The organism is Mesorhizobium sp. P160187, from assembly GCF_057766425.1.
This window is the reverse complement of sequence record NZ_JBYMDX010000004.1, coordinates 1437492-1452492: the sequence shown is the minus strand read 5'-3', so window position 1 is coordinate 1452492 and position 15001 is coordinate 1437492. Positions and strand designations below refer to the sequence as shown.

Here is a 15001-nt window from a genome sequence, read left to right as displayed (position 1 = left end):
ATCCTCCCAGATTCTCCCATGCCGCCGTGCGCCAAGGGCTCGTTCGACCGTGCGGGATGTGTCCTTCTGCTCAATGTATCCCTTCGATCATCTGGTACGTTTTCAGATCGTGGATTGCCTGTCAACGCACCCGATCGTACATTGTTTGCAAAACGCGTGTATGATATCGAGCATGTGATGTACTAATCGGGGGAGCCGGCTTTGGCCGAAACAAGTGATTTCAAAGCAGAGCCACCCGCGGGGATTGATCCCATCGCGGCGTCCAGCGAGGGCGCCTCGCTTTATGAGCTGATCCGGGAAGACATCATCGAGGGACGGCTCGCCGCCAACGAACGACTTGTGGTTACCGATCTCGCCCGGCGTCACGGCACCTCGACCAACCCCGTACGCGAGGCGCTGCAGCTGTTGCGAGGGGAGGGCTTCGTCACCTTTGTCGCCAACCGTGGCGCGCGCGTCCGGCCCATAGACCAGGATTTTGTCCGGGATATCTACGAGATCGGCGTCCTGATCGAGCCGGCCCTGACGCGATGGTTCGTGAACATGGCGACCGGCGAGGACATCGCCGAACTCGAACGCATCCAGGCTCTGATCGAAGAGAACAACTTCACCGACACATTGCGGCACAGTGAACTTGATACCGCCTTCCACACCGTAATGTACCAGCGCCACTACAACCGCCATGCCGCCGAGCTTTGGTGGAAGCATCGCGAAGTGCTGCGGGCGGTGAGCCGGCGTTTCAATTTCACGCTCGCGCGGCGGGCCGCCATCATGCGTGAACACCGCGAGCTCATCGCGCATATCAAAGCGGGAAATGCCGACGAGGCGGCCGAACTCATTGCCCGCCATGTCGAGGGTTCCGGCCGGCACGTTCTCGAACAGATGCGTGCGCGCAACGCCGCTCGGGCCGGATAGAACTTCCAGCCCAGAAAATCATTGGTCCGGCCATCAGACAGAGGTAGTTGAGAGATGAAAATCACGAGCGTTCGGCCGTGGCTGATCAAGTCCGATGCTTCCTATTGGGGAGAGTTCCTGTTCGTCGAGGTGACGACCGACGAAGGGGTCAGTGGCTGGGGGGAAATCACCACCACCACAAGGCTCGCCAACCGCGCGCTGTGCACGATCCTGCGGCAGATCGGTGTTGCCGTCACAGGTGAGGATCCGGCGCGCATCGAGCATCTCTGGCACAAGATTTTCCGCAGCTTCACCTATATGGGCAGCCGCGGCGCCGCAGTCGAATGCGTGAGCGCTATCGACATAGCGCTCTGGGACATTCGCGGCAAAGTTCTAGGCAAGCCGATCTACGAGCTGCTGGGCGGTCCGGTACGCGATGAAATCGCGCTCTATACCCACCCCAACCAGGCCAAGTTTACCAGCAAGGAGGCTGTGGTCCGCGAAATTCGAGACATCGTCGAATCCGGACACACCGGGCTGAAGTTCGATCCTTTCCCCCACCAGGGCCGCATCGCCGATGGCTTGGCGCGCGAACAGCGGGACGGCTACCTCGATGGCAGCATGACCCGCAAGGACGAGCGCGAGGCTGCCGAACTAACGGCTTTGATCCGTGAAACGGCGGGGCCCGATGTCGACATTCTCATCGACGCGCATGGCCGCTTCGACGTCCCCACCGCCATTCGCCTCTGCCGAAGCCTCGAGGAAGCCGGCCAGATCGACTGGTTCGAGGAGCCATGCCCGCCAGAAAGCCTCAATGCTCTCAAGCAAGTGCGTGAGAAGGTCAGTGCCGCCATCTCGTGGGGCGAGCGCGGCCACACCAAATGGGATTTCGTGCCGGTGCTCGAGAACAGGCTTGCGGACTACATCATGCCGGACGTTACCTGGACCGGAGGCATTACCGAACTGAAGAAGATTTCCGCCCTGTGCGAAGCCTACTACATCCCGGTCTCGCCCCATGACGCCGCGGGACCGATCAATGTGGTTGCGGGAGCGCAGGTGATGATGACGGTTCCCAACTTCTACAAGCTCGAAACGTCGGAGTGGAATCTCGATAAATACAACCACCTCATCGACGAGCCACTCGATGTTTCGAACGGCAGCCTCAAGCTGGCGTCGAAGCCGGGTCTGGGCGTCGAGATGAACCGAGACTACCTGCAGGCCCACGAGATAGAGCTTGGCTAGCAACGCTTATGCAGGCCGGGGGTGCGGGGCGCCACCATCAGAACGAGGATAAGCCATGGCAAAGACGGGTAGCGCCGGCGAGGCGCTCAATCGGGTAAATACGAACTCCAGGCCGAGCGACCTGCGCATCACCGACCTGCGGGTCGCCGAGATCGTCGGCGCGCCGTTCACCTCGGCGCTGATCAAGATCTACACCAATCAAGGCATTGTCGGCCTGGGCGAAGTGCGCGACGGCGCCAGCGCGACCTATGCGCTGATGTTGAAGAGCCGGTTGCTAGGCGAGAACCCTTGCGACGTCGACCGGCTGTTCCGCCGCATCAAGCAATTTGGCGGCCATGGACGGCAAGGTGGTGGTGTCTCGGCAGTCGAGATCGCGCTGTGGGATCTCGCTGGCAAGGCCTACGGCGTGCCGGTCTACCAGATGCTTGGCGGACGGTTCCGCGACAAGGTGCGGGTCTATTGCGACACCGACGCGGACAAGCCCAGCGGCACCGAGACCGGCAAGCGGCTCAAGGCGCGGATGGATCTTGGCTTCACCTTCCTCAAGATGGATCTCGGTCTGGCGCAGATCGCGCACATATCGGGCGCAGTGGTGGCGCCGGCCGGCGTGCTCGACGGTTTCCGCAGCCATGCCGCGCGCGGTCCGGCACGCACGCTGGACGAGCGCCGGGCGCGCAACGCCGCCTATGATGCGCAGAACGTGCCGCATCCCTTCACCAGCCTCCATTTCACCGAAAAGGGCCTCGACCTGCTCGATCAATATATTCACGAGGTCCGCGAGGTGATCGGCTACGAGGTCCCGCTCGCCATCGACCATGTCGGCCACATCTCGCTGCAGGACGGCATCCGTCTGGCCCGGCGGATCGAGAAGTATGCACCGGCCTGGCTCGAGGACGTGATCCCCTGGCAGTACACCGAGCAGTATCGGCAGTTGCAGCAGGCGACCTCCGTGCCGATCTGCACCGGTGAAGACATCTACCTCAAGGAAGCATTCCAGCCGCTGCTCAACGCCGGCATCTCGGTCATCCATCCGGATCTGCTGACCACCGGCGGCATTCTCGAGACCAAGAAGATCGGCGACGCAGCGCAGGAGCATGGCGTCGCCATGGCCATTCACATGGCGGAAAGCCCGATCGCGGCAATGGCCGCCGCGCATGTCGCTGTAGCCACGGAAAACTTCATGGCGCTCGAATATCACAGCGTCGAAGTCGACTGGTGGGACGATATCGTCACCGGCCTGCCCAAGCCGCTGGTCAAGGACGGCTTCATCACCGTGCCCGACAAGCCTGGTCTGGGCATCGACGACATCGTCGACGAAGTGATCAGCCAGCACCTGCAGCCCGGCGTCACCGGCATCTGGCAACCGACCGATCACTGGGACGACGAATATTCCTGGGACCGCACCTGGAGCTGACTCTACACTTCTCTCCTCGGAGGGAGAGGTAAACAGAAGGATGGACCATGATCTACGAACTTCGCATTTACGACTGCGTGCCGGGCCAGCTGCCGGCGCTGCTCAAGCGTTTCAACGACCATACCTTGGCGCTGTGGGACAAGCACGGCATCCGCCAAGCCGGGTTCTTCACCACGGTGGTCGGCGAAAGCAGCAATCGACTGACCTATTTCATCGCCTGGGAATCCCTTGCCGAGCGCGAAGTGAAATGGAAGGCCTTCACCACCGATCGGGCATGGCTCGAGGCCCGCGACGAGTCCGAGCGCGATGGCCCGATCCTGGCCAATATTTCCAGCCAGTTTCTCGCGCCAACCGCCTTCTCGTCGGTGAAATAGAGGACATCATGAAGATCACCGATCTCAGGTGCGCCGTCATCGGCAAGCATCCCATCGTGCGCATCGTCACCGACGAAGGCCTCCATGGCCTCGGCGAGGTCGAGTACACCAAGCCTTATCTCAAGCCTTGGGTGCTGCATTTCCGCGACGCGCTGATCGGCGAGGACCCGACCGATGTCGAACGCGTGATGTTGAAAATCCGCCAGCGCGGCTCGTTCAAGCCCTATGGCGCCGCCGTCAGCGCTATCGAGCATGCTCTGTGGGACATCGCCGGCAAGGCGGCAGGCGTTCCGGTCTACAAGCTGCTCGGCGGCAAGGTGCGCGACAAGGTGCGGGTCTATAACGGTTCCATCCGCAAGAAGCGCACCGGCGACAGGCCGGAGGATTACGCGGCCGACGTCAAATGGATGATGGAGCGGCCGGAAAACTTCTTCATGGTCAAGCAAGGCATCAGCTTTCATTCCAACATGAAGACCAGCGTCCCCGACTTCCACTACGGCGTGCGTCAGCCGCCGACCTATCACGGCGCGATGGACCAGGGGCAGATCAGCGAGCGCGGCATGGCGCATATGATCGAATGCGTCATCGCCATGAAGGATGTGCTCGGCGACAAGGTCTCGCTGGCGCTGGATTGCGGCCCCGGCTGGTTCCTGCCCGACGCCATCCGCTTCGCGCGGGCCGTCGAAAAATACAATCTGATGTGGCTGGAGGATATGCTGACCGGCGACTACGTGCCGTGGGTCAATCCGCAGGCCTACCGCGAACTCACGACATCGACGTCCACCCCGATCCATACGGGCGAACAGATTTATCTGCGCCATAATTTCAAGGAACTGATCGAAACACAGGCGGTGCGCGTCATCGGCCCGGATCCTGCCGATATAGGCGGTATCGCCGAGCTCAAATGGGTGGCCGAGCATGCCTATATGCACTCGATCATGATGGCGCCGCACGGCACGGCGAACGGTCTGCTGGGCCTCGGCGCGCTGATCAATGTCTGCGCCACGCTGCCGGCCAACTACATCGCCTTCGAATATCCCAGCGCCTCCGACCCGTGGTGGGAGGACATCGTCATCGGCCTGCCCAAGGGGCAGATCGTCAGGGATAGCATGGTGGACCTGCTCGAAGCTCCGGGACTGGGCCTCGACATCGACGCCAAGGCGGCGAAGAAGTATCTCGCGGCAGAGGACGCCGGTTTCTTCGACCGATAACGATCCGACGCGACCTGAGCGTCAAGGGCTATCGAACGGCTCGCACACATGGGTGAGCGTCCACGCCGTGCCGCCTAATTCGTTTCGGGCAGCATCTCGTCCATCAACTGCTTGACGGCCTCGGCGGATCTTTTCATCCCGGCTTCGTCCATGGCCCAACCGGCGAAGCGTTCCAGCAAGGTGGCGAACCTTACTAGGTCCTGCTCATCCCACTGTGCCAGCGATCCGGCGAAAATCCGCCATTTGGTCTGGCGCACCGCCGCCACGAGGCGCTCACCCTTGGCGGTGAGTTTGAGGCAGATGCGGCGGGCATCGCGTTGCGATGCGACACGGCAGGCATAGCCGCGTTCGACGAGGTCGGCCGCGATGCGGCTGGCGCGCGACGGATCGATCTCGAGGCGCTCGGCGATGACGCCAACCGTCACCTCATCCTGCTGGGTAGCGCTGAAAACCGGATTGTTCGCGATGGCGCTGATCGCATCGAGATGGCTCACTTCCAGCGAAGGGTCTACGCGCGCCAGGATCATGCGGCCGAAGTCGCGGCGCTGGATCGAGCGGCGCACCTTGCTCATTACCGCATCGATGGCGGCCACGGCCTCGGCCGCCGGTTCGGACAGGCCGCTGCCGCGCGCCAGACCGGCGAGGTCCCGATCGCCGCGCGTCTGGAACAGGGATGGAAATCGGTCCGGACTGCTGGATGCGTTGCTGCTCATCCATAGCGCGTTAGCAAGAATATATGCTGATGTCAATTATATGCTGAGCGCACATATCTGGTTGACACCTCTCGGCTGTGGGCACATAAATCGCGCCCCAAGTTACGGAGACACCGATGACTGTCGAGCAGACGCTGCCGGACACAGCGCCCGTGGAGGCCCAAGTCAGGCCCGACCTTACGACCTTGATCGTCTATTTCGGCGCGCTGATCGCCATGTTCATGGCAACCATCTACATGCAGATCGTCGTCACCGCCTTGCCCACCATTGCCGGCGAACTCGGCAATCTGCATTTGTTCGGCTGGGTCGGTGCCGCCTACCTGCTCTCGACCGCCGCGGTCTCGCCATTCTACGGCAAGCTTGGCGACATGTATGGCCGCAAGAATGTCGTGCTGACGGCGATCGGCCTGTTCCTGCTGGGCTCGCTGGTCTGCGGCATGGCATGGTCGATGGAGAGCTTGATCGCCGCGCGCGTGCTGCAGGGTATCGGCGGGGGTGGGTTGATGGTTTCGGCCTTCGCGATGATCGGCGAACTGTTTTCGCCGCGCGACCGCGCCAAATATCAGGGCTACAGTTCGGCGGTGTTCGCGCTGTCGTCGGTGCTCGGCCCGCTGGCCGGCGGCTACATCACCAGCCTGTTCGGCTGGCGTTGGGTGTTCCTGGTCAATTTGCCGATAGGGATCATCGTGCTGGCGGTGCTGGCCTTCGCCATGCGCAGCCGGTTCAACGAAAAGCGGCACCGCATCGACTATCTCGGCGGCGTGCTGCTCGCCACCGGCACGACGGCGATCGTCTATTGGGGCTATCACGTGCTCGACCCCAGCGGACCGGACCTCATCACCTTCGCGCTGCCGCTGCTGGCGCTGGTCGCCATCACCTTGTTCGTCATGGTCGAGCGGCGGGCCGAAGAGCCGATCGTACCTCTGCGGCTGTTCGGCAATTCGACGGTCAGCATCGTCTCGGGCGTGTCGCTGGTCGCCGGAACGGTGACGCTGGGCATGTTCTTCTATTTCGCCCTCTACATGCAGACGCTGACGGGCCTGAGCCCCGCCGAAGTCGGCTTCCTGTTCCTGCCGGCGTCGCTCACGTCCATGGTCATCTCGATCGTGGCCGGGCGGGTGATCGCCGCAACCGGACGCTACAAATGGATGCCGGTGGTCGCCATGGGTATTGGCGGGTTTCTGATGCTGGGCTTCGTCCTCACCAACCAGCATACGCCGATCTGGGTATTGGCGACGATGATGGCAGTGTTCGGCATCAGCATGGGCCTGCAGTTCCAGGTGCTGATCGTGGCGATCCAGGCGGCAGCACCGCTGCAGGATATCGGCGCGGTGACGTCGCTGATCACCCAGGCGCGGACGCTCGGAGCTTCGCTCGGACTGGCGCTGAACGGCGCGGTGATGATCTGGGCGCTGAACCGGCAGACAGCCGAGCTTCCTGCAGACGCCGCCGCCCTGCTGCCCAGTGGCCTGAACGGGTTGACGCCGCACCTCGCATCGAGCCTGCCGGGCGCGATCCGCGAAGTGGTGCTCGACCATTACTCCAGTGGCTTCAACGTGATGTTCATCTGGGTGGCGGCGCTCTATTTCGTCGCCATGGGGCTGACGCTGCTGCTCGAGGACAAAGAGATCCCGAAGCGGGCCTGAGCCAAAGCTTGTGTCATGCGCTGGGTTTAGGCATTTGGCGATGATCTGAAATCACCGAGGAGGACAGCCATGATCATCGACACTCATCTGCACCTGATCGACCTTTCGGCGCTGCGCTATCCCTGGCTCAGCCGCGAGCCGGCGCTCAACCGCGATTTCCCGCACGCAGAATATGCGATCCAGGCCCGCCGGGCCGGCATCGAGGCCGCGCTGCATATGGAGGTCGACGTCGATGAAGCCGACATCCAGGCCGAGGCCAGCCATGTGAAGGCGCAGTCGCTGGAGAAGGGCAGTCTGTTGCGCGGGGCGATCGCCTCCTGCCGCCCGGAGGAGGCCGGTTTCGCCGCCTATCTCGAGCGCCAGCAGGCCGATCCCTTCGTCAAGGGGTTCCGTCGCGTGCTGCACGTCATGCCGGACGAGCTTTCGGACAGCGCGCTGTTTCGCGAAAACATCAAGCGGCTTGCCGGCACCGGCCTGACCTTCGACCTCGTCGTCCTGCCGCATCAGATTCCAAGGGCGGTTGCGCTCGCTGATCTGGCGCCGGATGTGCAGTTCGTGCTCGACCATTGCGGCGTGCCCGACATCAAGGCCAGTGCGGAACATCCGTGGCGCGAGCATATGACCGAGATCGCGCGGCGTCCCAATGTCATCGGCAAGATCTCCGGCGTCGTCGCCTATGCCGATGCCGGCTCATGGACCGTCGAGACCTTGCGCCCCTATGTCGAGCACACGATCGGCATTTTCGGCTGGGACCGCGTCGTGTGGGGCAGCGACTGGCCGGTGTGCACGCTTGGCGGTGGCCTTGCCACTTGGGTGGCGGCGACACACGCGCTGATCGCGGGCGCCAGTCCTGAGGAGAGGACGAAACTGCTGTCGGGCAATGCCAAGCGGATGTGGAAGCTGTAGCGCGGTCGGACACCGATTGCCTGCAAGCGCGCAGAACGCCATCATAGCGCTACTTCACGCCGATACCTGCCGTCAGGCCGCCATCGATCCTGTAGTCCGCGCCGGTGCAGAAACCGGCCTTCGACGAGCACAGGAAGGCGATGAGTTCCGCCACTTCCTCCGGTTCGCCGATACGGCCGAGCGGATGCGCCGCGCCGAAGCGCTTGTAAGCCTCTTCGACATCGGCATCGCTGCCATTGCCGCCACGCGCGGCCTTCTCCAGGATTGGCGTGCGGATCGAGCCCGGGCTGACCGAATTCACCCGAACGCCTGATGCCGCGTAGTCGAGCGCCAGCGAGCGCGTCAGCGTGTGGATGGCCCCTTTGGTCGTGGCATAGGCGGCAACGTTCTGCTGGCAGGCAAAGCCCTGCACCGAGGCGACATTGACGATGGCGCCGCCGCCGCGCTTGATCATTTCGGGGATGCCGAAATGCGCGGTCAGGTAGATCGAGCCGACATTGACCGTCATCGTTCGGTTCCAGGTTTCCCAGTCGGTCGTCGTCGCGGTGCCATAGGGATGGACGGCGGCTGAGTTGACGATGACATCCAGGCCGCCGAACCTTGCGACGCCAGCCGCCACCGCGTCGCGCACCTGGTCGGAAACGGAGACGTCGGTGTCGATGACCAGCGCCTTGGCTCCAGCGCTTTCCAACTGCGCCTTCATCGCCGCATTGGCCACGCGGTCGATGCCGCAGGCGATGATTGCAGCACCCCCGGCCGCAAGGCGCTTGGCGGTTGCCAGGCCGATGCCGGTCGTCCCCGTCACAAGAGCTACCTTGCCGTCGAAATCCTTCATTTCTAAAAACTCCTCCATTTTCTATCGACTCCCATCGCGGTCCAACAATAAGTTGCCAACCTCTCGCAGAAGGAAAGCCGAAATGGAACAATGCTGGCGCTGGTATGGGCCCGATGATCCGGTGACGCTCGATCATGTCAAGCAGGCGGGCGCCACCGGCGTGGTCTCGGCGCTCCACCATATCTATGACGGCCGGGCGTGGCCTGAGGCCGAAGTGCTGGAGCGCAAGCGCATTATCGAGGAAGCAGGACTGACCTGGTCGGTCGTAGAGAGCATTCCGGTCCACAATTCCTTCAAGATCGGCGCGCCGGAACGCGAGCGCTATGCCGGCTATTACCGCGATTCGATCCGCGCGCTGGCCAAGGCCGGCATCGCCACGATCTGCTACAATTTCATGCCGGTGGTGGACTGGACCCGCACCGATCTAGCCTACCGTCTGCCGACGACAGGCTACGCCCTGCGTTTTGATGCGATCGATTTCGCCGCTTACGATCTGTTCGTGCTGAAGCGCAGAAACGGCGTGGCAAGCTATACGCCGGCGCGTATTGCGCAGGCGGAAGCGCGGCTGAAGGAATTGCCGCCCGAGAAGATCGACCAGATCGAGCGCAATCTGATCGCCGGCCTGCCGGCTACAGAGCGCAAGTATGACCGCGACAGTTTTCGCGAGGCGCTTGCGGACTATGACGGGATCGGGTCGAAGGAGTTGCGCGACAACCTCGCGTGGTTCCTGCGCGAGATCATTCCGGTGGCGGAAGAGGAGGGGGTGCGCATGTGTATCCACCCCGACGATCCGCCGTTTTCGCTCTACGGCCTGCCGCGCGTCGTTTCGACCGCCGAGGATGCGCGTTTCATTCTCAATGCCGTCGACAGCCAGGCCAATGGGCTGACGTTCTGCACCGGGTCCTACGGCACGCGCGCCGACAACGACATCGTCGCCATGGTCAAGGAATTCGCCGACCGCATCCACTTCGCCCATCTGCGCAATATCACCATCGAGGATGACGGCTCGTTCTACGAGGCCGAGCATCTCGAAGGCGGCACCGACATGGCGCATGTCATCCTGGCGCTGATGCAGGAGGAGGCGCGCCGCCGCAAGGAGGGCCGCGCCGACTGGCAAATCCCGATGCGGCCGGACCATGGCCACCTGCTCGCCGACGATATCGGCAAGACAAGGATCAATCCCGGCTACTCGCTGATCGGCCGCCTGAAGGGCTTGGCCGAATTGCGCGGCATCATGCGGGCCGTGGAAACGTTTGGGCTGGCTTGAAGGGGCAACGAACTGCGTTCAATGCCGACGCCGGCTCAGCGTGCGTCGCTGTAGATAATGCGGCCGGCGCGGACGCAAGACACCTCCGATTGCCAGGTTGACAGAAAGCTGACAATGTATCATATCCGGAAAAGCTGACTATGTATCATATTATCTAGCGCTAGGGGAAAGACCGGCAAAGCCGGCGCCCTAGGGAGGGATCGTGGGAGAGGCTATCAGCCAGTGGAGCAATTGGTCGGGCTATGTCACGGCCACGCCGCAGGCTTTTGCCGAACCGCAGAGTCTCGATGAGCTGAGTGGTGCCATTCGCAACTCGCCGGGACCAGTTCGATTTGTCGGCACGGGCCATTCCTTTACGCCGCTGGTCAAGAATGACGGCACCATCCTGTCGCTCGACCGCTTCGAGGGCCTGAGGTCGCACGATCCCGAAAAACTGACGGCGCGGGTCGGCGCCGGCACCAAGATCGGCGCGCTGGCAAAGCTGTTGCACGGCGTCGGCCAGGCGCTGCCGAACATGGGCGACATCGACAAGCAGGCGTTCGGCGGGGCCCTCGGCACCGCCACGCACGGCTCGGGCATCACACTTGGCGCGTACCACACCCAGCTCGAGGCGATGCAGATCGTCGACGGGCGTGGCGCGCTGAAAGAGTTCGACCGTGCCAAGAGCCCCGACATGATCGAAGCCATGGGCGCTTCGCTCGGCGCTTTCGGCGCCGTCACCGAAGTGACGATCCGCAACGTGGCGAGCTACCGGATGCGGCACCGCCGCTGGACGGCGCCGATCGCCGATGTGCTTGCGCAATTCGAAAGCACCATGACGGCGCATCGTTCGGCCGAGTTCTACTACGTGCCGTTTTCGGGCCAGGCGCTGCTGATTGCCAGCGACATCACCGAGGCGCCGGCGACGGTGCGTCCGCCGACGGAAGACGACGATGCGGTGACGACGCTGAGAAAACTGCGCGACTATCTCAGCTGGCTCCCTTGGCTGCGCCGCCGTCTCATCGGCTCGGCCTTCGCCAAGGTGCCGGCCGAGGATTATATCGAGGAGTGGCTGAAGGTCTTCACCTCCGAGCGCAACGTCAAGTTCAACGAGATGGAATACCACCTGCCGTTCGAGGAAGGGGCGGCCGCACTCAGCGAAATCATTGCGCTGCTCGAGACGCGGTTTCCAGAGGTCTATTTTCCGATGGAGGTGCGCGTCGTCGCGCCCGACAATGTCTGGCTCAGCCCCTTCTACAAGCGCCCAACCTGTTCCATCGCCATCCATCACGGCGTCGAGCGCGATCCGATGGCGTTCTTCAACGCCGCCGAGCCGATCTTCAGGAAGCGCGGCGGCCGCCCGCATTGGGGCAAGATGCACAGCCTGACATCAAGGGAATTGAGCGCGCTCTATCCGCGCTGGAACGATGCGATGGCGGTCCGCCGCGAGATGGACCCGGACAACCGCTTCGTGTCGCCCTATATTGCCAGGCTGCTCGGCGTCGCGGCATGAGCCTGACCGACACCTATTTCGCGGAAATGTCGGGCGCGCTCAGGGCAGCCGGGATCTTTCAGCCTTGCCTGGTGCTCGATCTCGACCGGCTCGATCACAACATCGCTGCGATCAAGGCGAAGTTCGCCACGGGCCTCGATCTGCGCCTCGTCGACAAGTCGCTGCCATGCCTGCCGCTGATCGACTATATCCGCGCGGCGTTTGCGACCGACAGGCTGATGACCTTTCATCTGCCGATCAGCGCCGAGATGCTGAAAGTGTTTCCCCAAGTCGATCTCCTGTTGGGCAAGCCGATGCCGGTTGCCGGCGCCAGGCACGCGCTGACGAAGGGCGTTCTCGCCGGGCTCGGCGAAGCTACGTCGCGCATCGTCTGGCTGATCGATACCGAGGAGCGGCTGGCCGCCTATGGCTCGCTTGCCGCCGAGCTCGACCGCGAGCTGCGCGTCTGCTTCGAGGTCGATGTCGGCCTTCATCGCGGCGGTATCAGCGATCCCGACTCACTGGCCCGGGCAGTTTCCGCGGTGGCGAATTACCCGCGGCTGAAATGCGAAGGCGTCATGGCCTACGAGGCGCATATCGGCCATATCCCCAAACTGCTGGGAGGACGGGCCAAGGCGCGCGTCAAGGCGATCAGCCTGTTTCGCCAGTATGTCGCTTGCCTTGCCGCCGACCAGCGCAAGATCCTCAATCTTGGCGGCAGCAGCACCGCATTGCTCTATGACAGCTGGGTCGGCGCCAATGAATTGTCCATCGGATCGGCTTTTATGCTGCCGACCGATTTCGATGTGCCGAGCCTCAGCCAATTGCGGCCTGCCGCATTCATCGCGACGCCGATCCTGAAAGTGGTCGATGTCCAGGCGCCGGGCCTCGACCAGCGCTCCTGGCTGCTGCAGAAGCTCGGGCTGTTGCCGCGGCGCGGCTGTTTTCTCTATGGCGGAAAATGGATGGCCAAGCCCGTCCATCCCGTGGGGATGAAGACCGACAAGACGTTCGGCTTTTCGACCAATCAGCAATTCATGGCGCTGCCCGACAACGTCAATGTCGGGCCTGACGACTACGCCTTCCTGCGTCCGACGCAGAGCGAATTCGTGCTACAGCAGTTCGGTTCGATCCAGGTCTATTCCGGCGGGAAATTCGTCGAGCAATGGGCCGCACTGCCGTTTTCGTAGAGCAATTCCAGGAAAAGTGTGAAGCGGTTTTCCCACAGGAATTGCGTCAAACAAAGAGATCGAAGTGGAGGAGGATAGGATGGTTGCCAAGGCAGTCAAAACCCAGCCAGTGCAGCCTGAATGGGCAGCCGAACTCGACCTCGCGCTCACCGATCTCGACGCCAGGAAGGACGACTGGGCGCAGACCTCGAATGGCGAGCGGATCGCCTTGCTGCGGCAGGTCAAGGATCACATCCGCGACGTCGCCGAGGCGTGGGTCAAAACCGCGACGCGCAAGAAGGGCATCCCGACCGGCTCGCCGCTGGAAGGTGAGGAATGGCTGGCTGGCCCGGCGGCGCTGATGGATGGCTGCAACCAGTTCATCCACACGCTGAGCCTGATGGAGGGCAAGAAGTTCCTTGACAGTCTGCCGGTTCGCACCTTGCCCAACGGACAGGTGGCTGTGACGGTGGTTCCGAATTCGCTCTGGGACAAGGTGCTGTTCACCGGGCTGAAGGCCGAGATCTGGATGCAGCCCGGCGTGACCAAGGCGAACCTCGCCGCAAACACCGCCTCGGCCTATGACGCGCCGCGCACCAGCCGCAAGGGCAAGATCGGCCTCGTGCTCGGCGCCGGCAACGTCGCCTCGATCGCGCCGCTCGACTGCCTGCACAAGCTGCTCGTCGAACATCAGGTCGTCCTGCTCAAGATGAACCCGGTCAATGATTACCTCGTTGATTTCCTGCGGCCGGCGCTGCGGCCGCTGATCGAATTCGGCGCGCTGCGCATCGTGCGCGGCGGCGCCGATGTCGGTGCGTATCTGTGCAACCGCGATCTCGTCGACGACATCCACATCACCGGTGCCGCCGCCTCGCATGACGCGATCGTCTGGGGTCCCGGCGAGGAGGGCCGCAAGAACAAGGCGGCGGGCACGCCGCGCAACAGCCGGCGTATCACCTCTGAGCTTGGCGGCGTGGCGCCGACCATCGTGGTGCCCGGCCCATGGTCGAATGCCGACATCGCCTACCATGCCGAACTGATCGCCACACAGAAGCTCAACAATTCCGGTTTCAACTGTATCGCCTGCCAAATGCTCGTGTTGCCCGAACGCTGGGACAAATCCGACGCGCTTCTGGCGGCCCTCGAAAAGGTGATGCAGAAAGCCCCGTCGCGCCCGGCCTATTATCCCGGCGCGACCGAGCGCCTCGCCGCCTTCGAGGCGCATGCCGACAGCGTACAGAAATTCGAGCGGCCCGGCGGGCCGGCCTGCGTGGTGGTGCCGTTCCGGCCGGGCACGGATACCTATCTCGAAAATGCCGAGGTGTTCGCGCCGGCGCTCAGCGTCATGCGGCTGCCGGCGGGCAATGCGGAATCCTATCTGCGCGCCGCTGTCGCCTACGCCAATGAAAAGCTGCACGGCACGCTTGCCGCCAACATCCTCATCCATCCCAGGACGATCGCCGAGATCGGCCGGCAGCGCTTCGAGGAAATCATTGCCGAACTGCGCTATGGCGGCATCGGCATCAATTCCTGGAGCGGCGTTCTGTTCGCGCTGCTGCGCCCGACCTGGGGTGCTTTCCCTGGCCACACGCTCGACGACGTGCAGAGCGGCATCGGCGTCGTCCACAACACCTATTTGTTCGACAGACCGGAACGCAGCGTGCTCGAAGCGCCGTTCCGCATCATGCCGAAGCCGGCCTGGTTCCTGACCCACAAAAGGGCACACATGGTCGGCCGCCTGATCACCGAGTTCAACTACCAGCCGAGCCTCCTGAAGCTGCCGCGCATCATCTGGAACGCGCTGCGCGGCTAGCAACGAGCATCCGATCTCGAAAACAAAAGCCGGCACAGGAGCTACGACA

General features: G+C 62.9%; 13 protein-coding genes. 11 read left to right on the top strand and 2 right to left on the bottom strand.

Annotation, left to right across the window (positions count from 1 at the left end; translation table 11 throughout):
- Window positions 1–201 precede the first annotated feature (201 nt).
- Genes AC3CCE_RS24005 through AC3CCE_RS23985 form a run of 5 tightly spaced genes read left to right on the top strand, consistent with a single transcriptional unit; the run spans window position 202 to window position 5132 of the window.
- Window positions 202–912 carry a GntR family transcriptional regulator gene (locus AC3CCE_RS24005; RefSeq protein WP_023833967.1) on the top strand — a complete coding sequence of 237 codons (711 nt, stop codon included), beginning with the start codon at window positions 202–204 and terminating at the stop codon, window positions 910–912.
- A gap of 54 nt (window positions 913–966) precedes the next feature.
- Window positions 967–2133: a mandelate racemase/muconate lactonizing enzyme family protein gene (locus tag AC3CCE_RS24000; RefSeq protein ID WP_023681194.1), complete on the top strand. Its 1167-nt coding sequence runs from the start codon at window positions 967–969 to the stop codon at window positions 2131–2133.
- Between the two features lie 55 nt (window positions 2134–2188).
- A complete protein-coding gene (locus AC3CCE_RS23995; RefSeq protein ID WP_023833966.1) occupies window positions 2189–3547 on the top strand; it encodes a mandelate racemase/muconate lactonizing enzyme family protein in 1359 nt (452 codons plus the stop codon).
- A 47-nt stretch (window positions 3548–3594) separates the two neighbouring features.
- Window positions 3595–3921 carry an NIPSNAP family protein gene (locus AC3CCE_RS23990; RefSeq protein WP_023702115.1) on the top strand — a complete coding sequence of 109 codons (327 nt, stop codon included), beginning with the start codon at window positions 3595–3597 and terminating at the stop codon, window positions 3919–3921.
- A gap of 8 nt (window positions 3922–3929) precedes the next feature.
- Window positions 3930–5132 carry a mandelate racemase/muconate lactonizing enzyme family protein gene (locus tag AC3CCE_RS23985; protein WP_352626349.1) on the top strand — a complete coding sequence of 401 codons (1203 nt, stop codon included), beginning with the start codon at window positions 3930–3932 and terminating at the stop codon, window positions 5130–5132.
- A gap of 74 nt (window positions 5133–5206) precedes the next feature.
- Here AC3CCE_RS23985 and AC3CCE_RS23980 read toward each other — a convergent pair whose 3' ends face one another.
- A complete protein-coding gene (locus AC3CCE_RS23980; RefSeq protein WP_352626348.1) occupies window positions 5207–5845 on the bottom strand; it encodes a MarR family winged helix-turn-helix transcriptional regulator in 639 nt (212 codons plus the stop codon).
- Between the two features lie 116 nt (window positions 5846–5961).
- Here AC3CCE_RS23980 and AC3CCE_RS23975 point away from each other — a divergent pair, with 116 nt between their 5' ends.
- Window positions 5962–7491, top strand: coding sequence for an MDR family MFS transporter (locus tag AC3CCE_RS23975; RefSeq protein WP_352573762.1), 1530 nt, complete (start codon window positions 5962–5964; stop codon window positions 7489–7491).
- A 69-nt stretch (window positions 7492–7560) separates the two neighbouring features.
- Window positions 7561–8397, top strand: a complete 837-nt coding sequence (locus tag AC3CCE_RS23970) for an amidohydrolase family protein (protein ID WP_023817860.1) — start codon at window positions 7561–7563, stop codon at window positions 8395–8397.
- Between the two features lie 49 nt (window positions 8398–8446).
- On the opposite strand, the gene AC3CCE_RS23965 is transcribed toward AC3CCE_RS23970, so the two are convergent.
- On the bottom strand, window positions 8447–9232 hold the full coding sequence (locus AC3CCE_RS23965; RefSeq protein ID WP_352512519.1) for an SDR family NAD(P)-dependent oxidoreductase: 786 nt from the start codon (window positions 9230–9232) through the stop codon (window positions 8447–8449).
- An 82-nt stretch (window positions 9233–9314) separates the two neighbouring features.
- On the opposite strand from AC3CCE_RS23965, the gene uxuA reads away from it, so the two are divergent.
- The 4 genes from uxuA to AC3CCE_RS23945 all read left to right on the top strand — a co-directional run bounded on the left by uxuA (window position 9315) and on the right by AC3CCE_RS23945 (window position 14952).
- On the top strand, window positions 9315–10499 hold the full coding sequence (gene uxuA, locus AC3CCE_RS23960) for a mannonate dehydratase (protein ID WP_352512520.1): 1185 nt from the start codon (window positions 9315–9317) through the stop codon (window positions 10497–10499).
- Window positions 10500–10701: 202 nt separating this feature from the next.
- Complete coding sequence (locus tag AC3CCE_RS23955) at window positions 10702–11991, top strand: D-arabinono-1,4-lactone oxidase (protein ID WP_023725469.1); 1290 nt, start codon at window positions 10702–10704, stop codon at window positions 11989–11991.
- On the top strand, window positions 11988–13160 hold the full coding sequence (locus tag AC3CCE_RS23950; protein WP_352626347.1) for an alanine racemase: 1173 nt from the start codon (window positions 11988–11990) through the stop codon (window positions 13158–13160). Before AC3CCE_RS23955 ends, AC3CCE_RS23950 begins: the two co-directional genes overlap by 4 nt.
- A gap of 79 nt (window positions 13161–13239) precedes the next feature.
- Window positions 13240–14952: an aldehyde dehydrogenase family protein gene (locus tag AC3CCE_RS23945; RefSeq protein WP_352512523.1), complete on the top strand. Its 1713-nt coding sequence runs from the start codon at window positions 13240–13242 to the stop codon at window positions 14950–14952.
- Window positions 14953–15001 lie beyond the last annotated feature (49 nt).

Bases quoted from the DNA above. Each gene is read 5' to 3' on its own strand.
- AC3CCE_RS23945 (WP_352512523.1), top strand. From the start codon at position 13,240: ATGGTTGCCAAGGCAGTCAAAACCCAGCCAGTGCAGCCTGAATGGGCA.
- uxuA (WP_352512520.1), top strand. From the start codon at position 9,315: ATGGAACAATGCTGGCGCTGGTATGGGCCCGATGATCCGGTGACGCTC.
- AC3CCE_RS23975 (WP_352573762.1), top strand. From the start codon at position 5,962: ATGACTGTCGAGCAGACGCTGCCGGACACAGCGCCCGTGGAGGCCCAA.
- AC3CCE_RS24000 (WP_023681194.1), top strand. From the start codon at position 967: ATGAAAATCACGAGCGTTCGGCCGTGGCTGATCAAGTCCGATGCTTCC.
- AC3CCE_RS23965 (WP_352512519.1), bottom strand. From the start codon at position 9,232: ATGAAGGATTTCGACGGCAAGGTAGCTCTTGTGACGGGGACGACCGGC.
- AC3CCE_RS23990 (WP_023702115.1), top strand. From the start codon at position 3,595: ATGATCTACGAACTTCGCATTTACGACTGCGTGCCGGGCCAGCTGCCG.
- AC3CCE_RS23970 (WP_023817860.1), top strand. From the start codon at position 7,561: ATGATCATCGACACTCATCTGCACCTGATCGACCTTTCGGCGCTGCGC.
- AC3CCE_RS23985 (WP_352626349.1), top strand. From the start codon at position 3,930: ATGAAGATCACCGATCTCAGGTGCGCCGTCATCGGCAAGCATCCCATC.
- AC3CCE_RS23995 (WP_023833966.1), top strand. From the start codon at position 2,189: ATGGCAAAGACGGGTAGCGCCGGCGAGGCGCTCAATCGGGTAAATACG.
- AC3CCE_RS23980 (WP_352626348.1), bottom strand. From the start codon at position 5,845: ATGAGCAGCAACGCATCCAGCAGTCCGGACCGATTTCCATCCCTGTTC.
- AC3CCE_RS23950 (WP_352626347.1), top strand. From the start codon at position 11,988: ATGAGCCTGACCGACACCTATTTCGCGGAAATGTCGGGCGCGCTCAGG.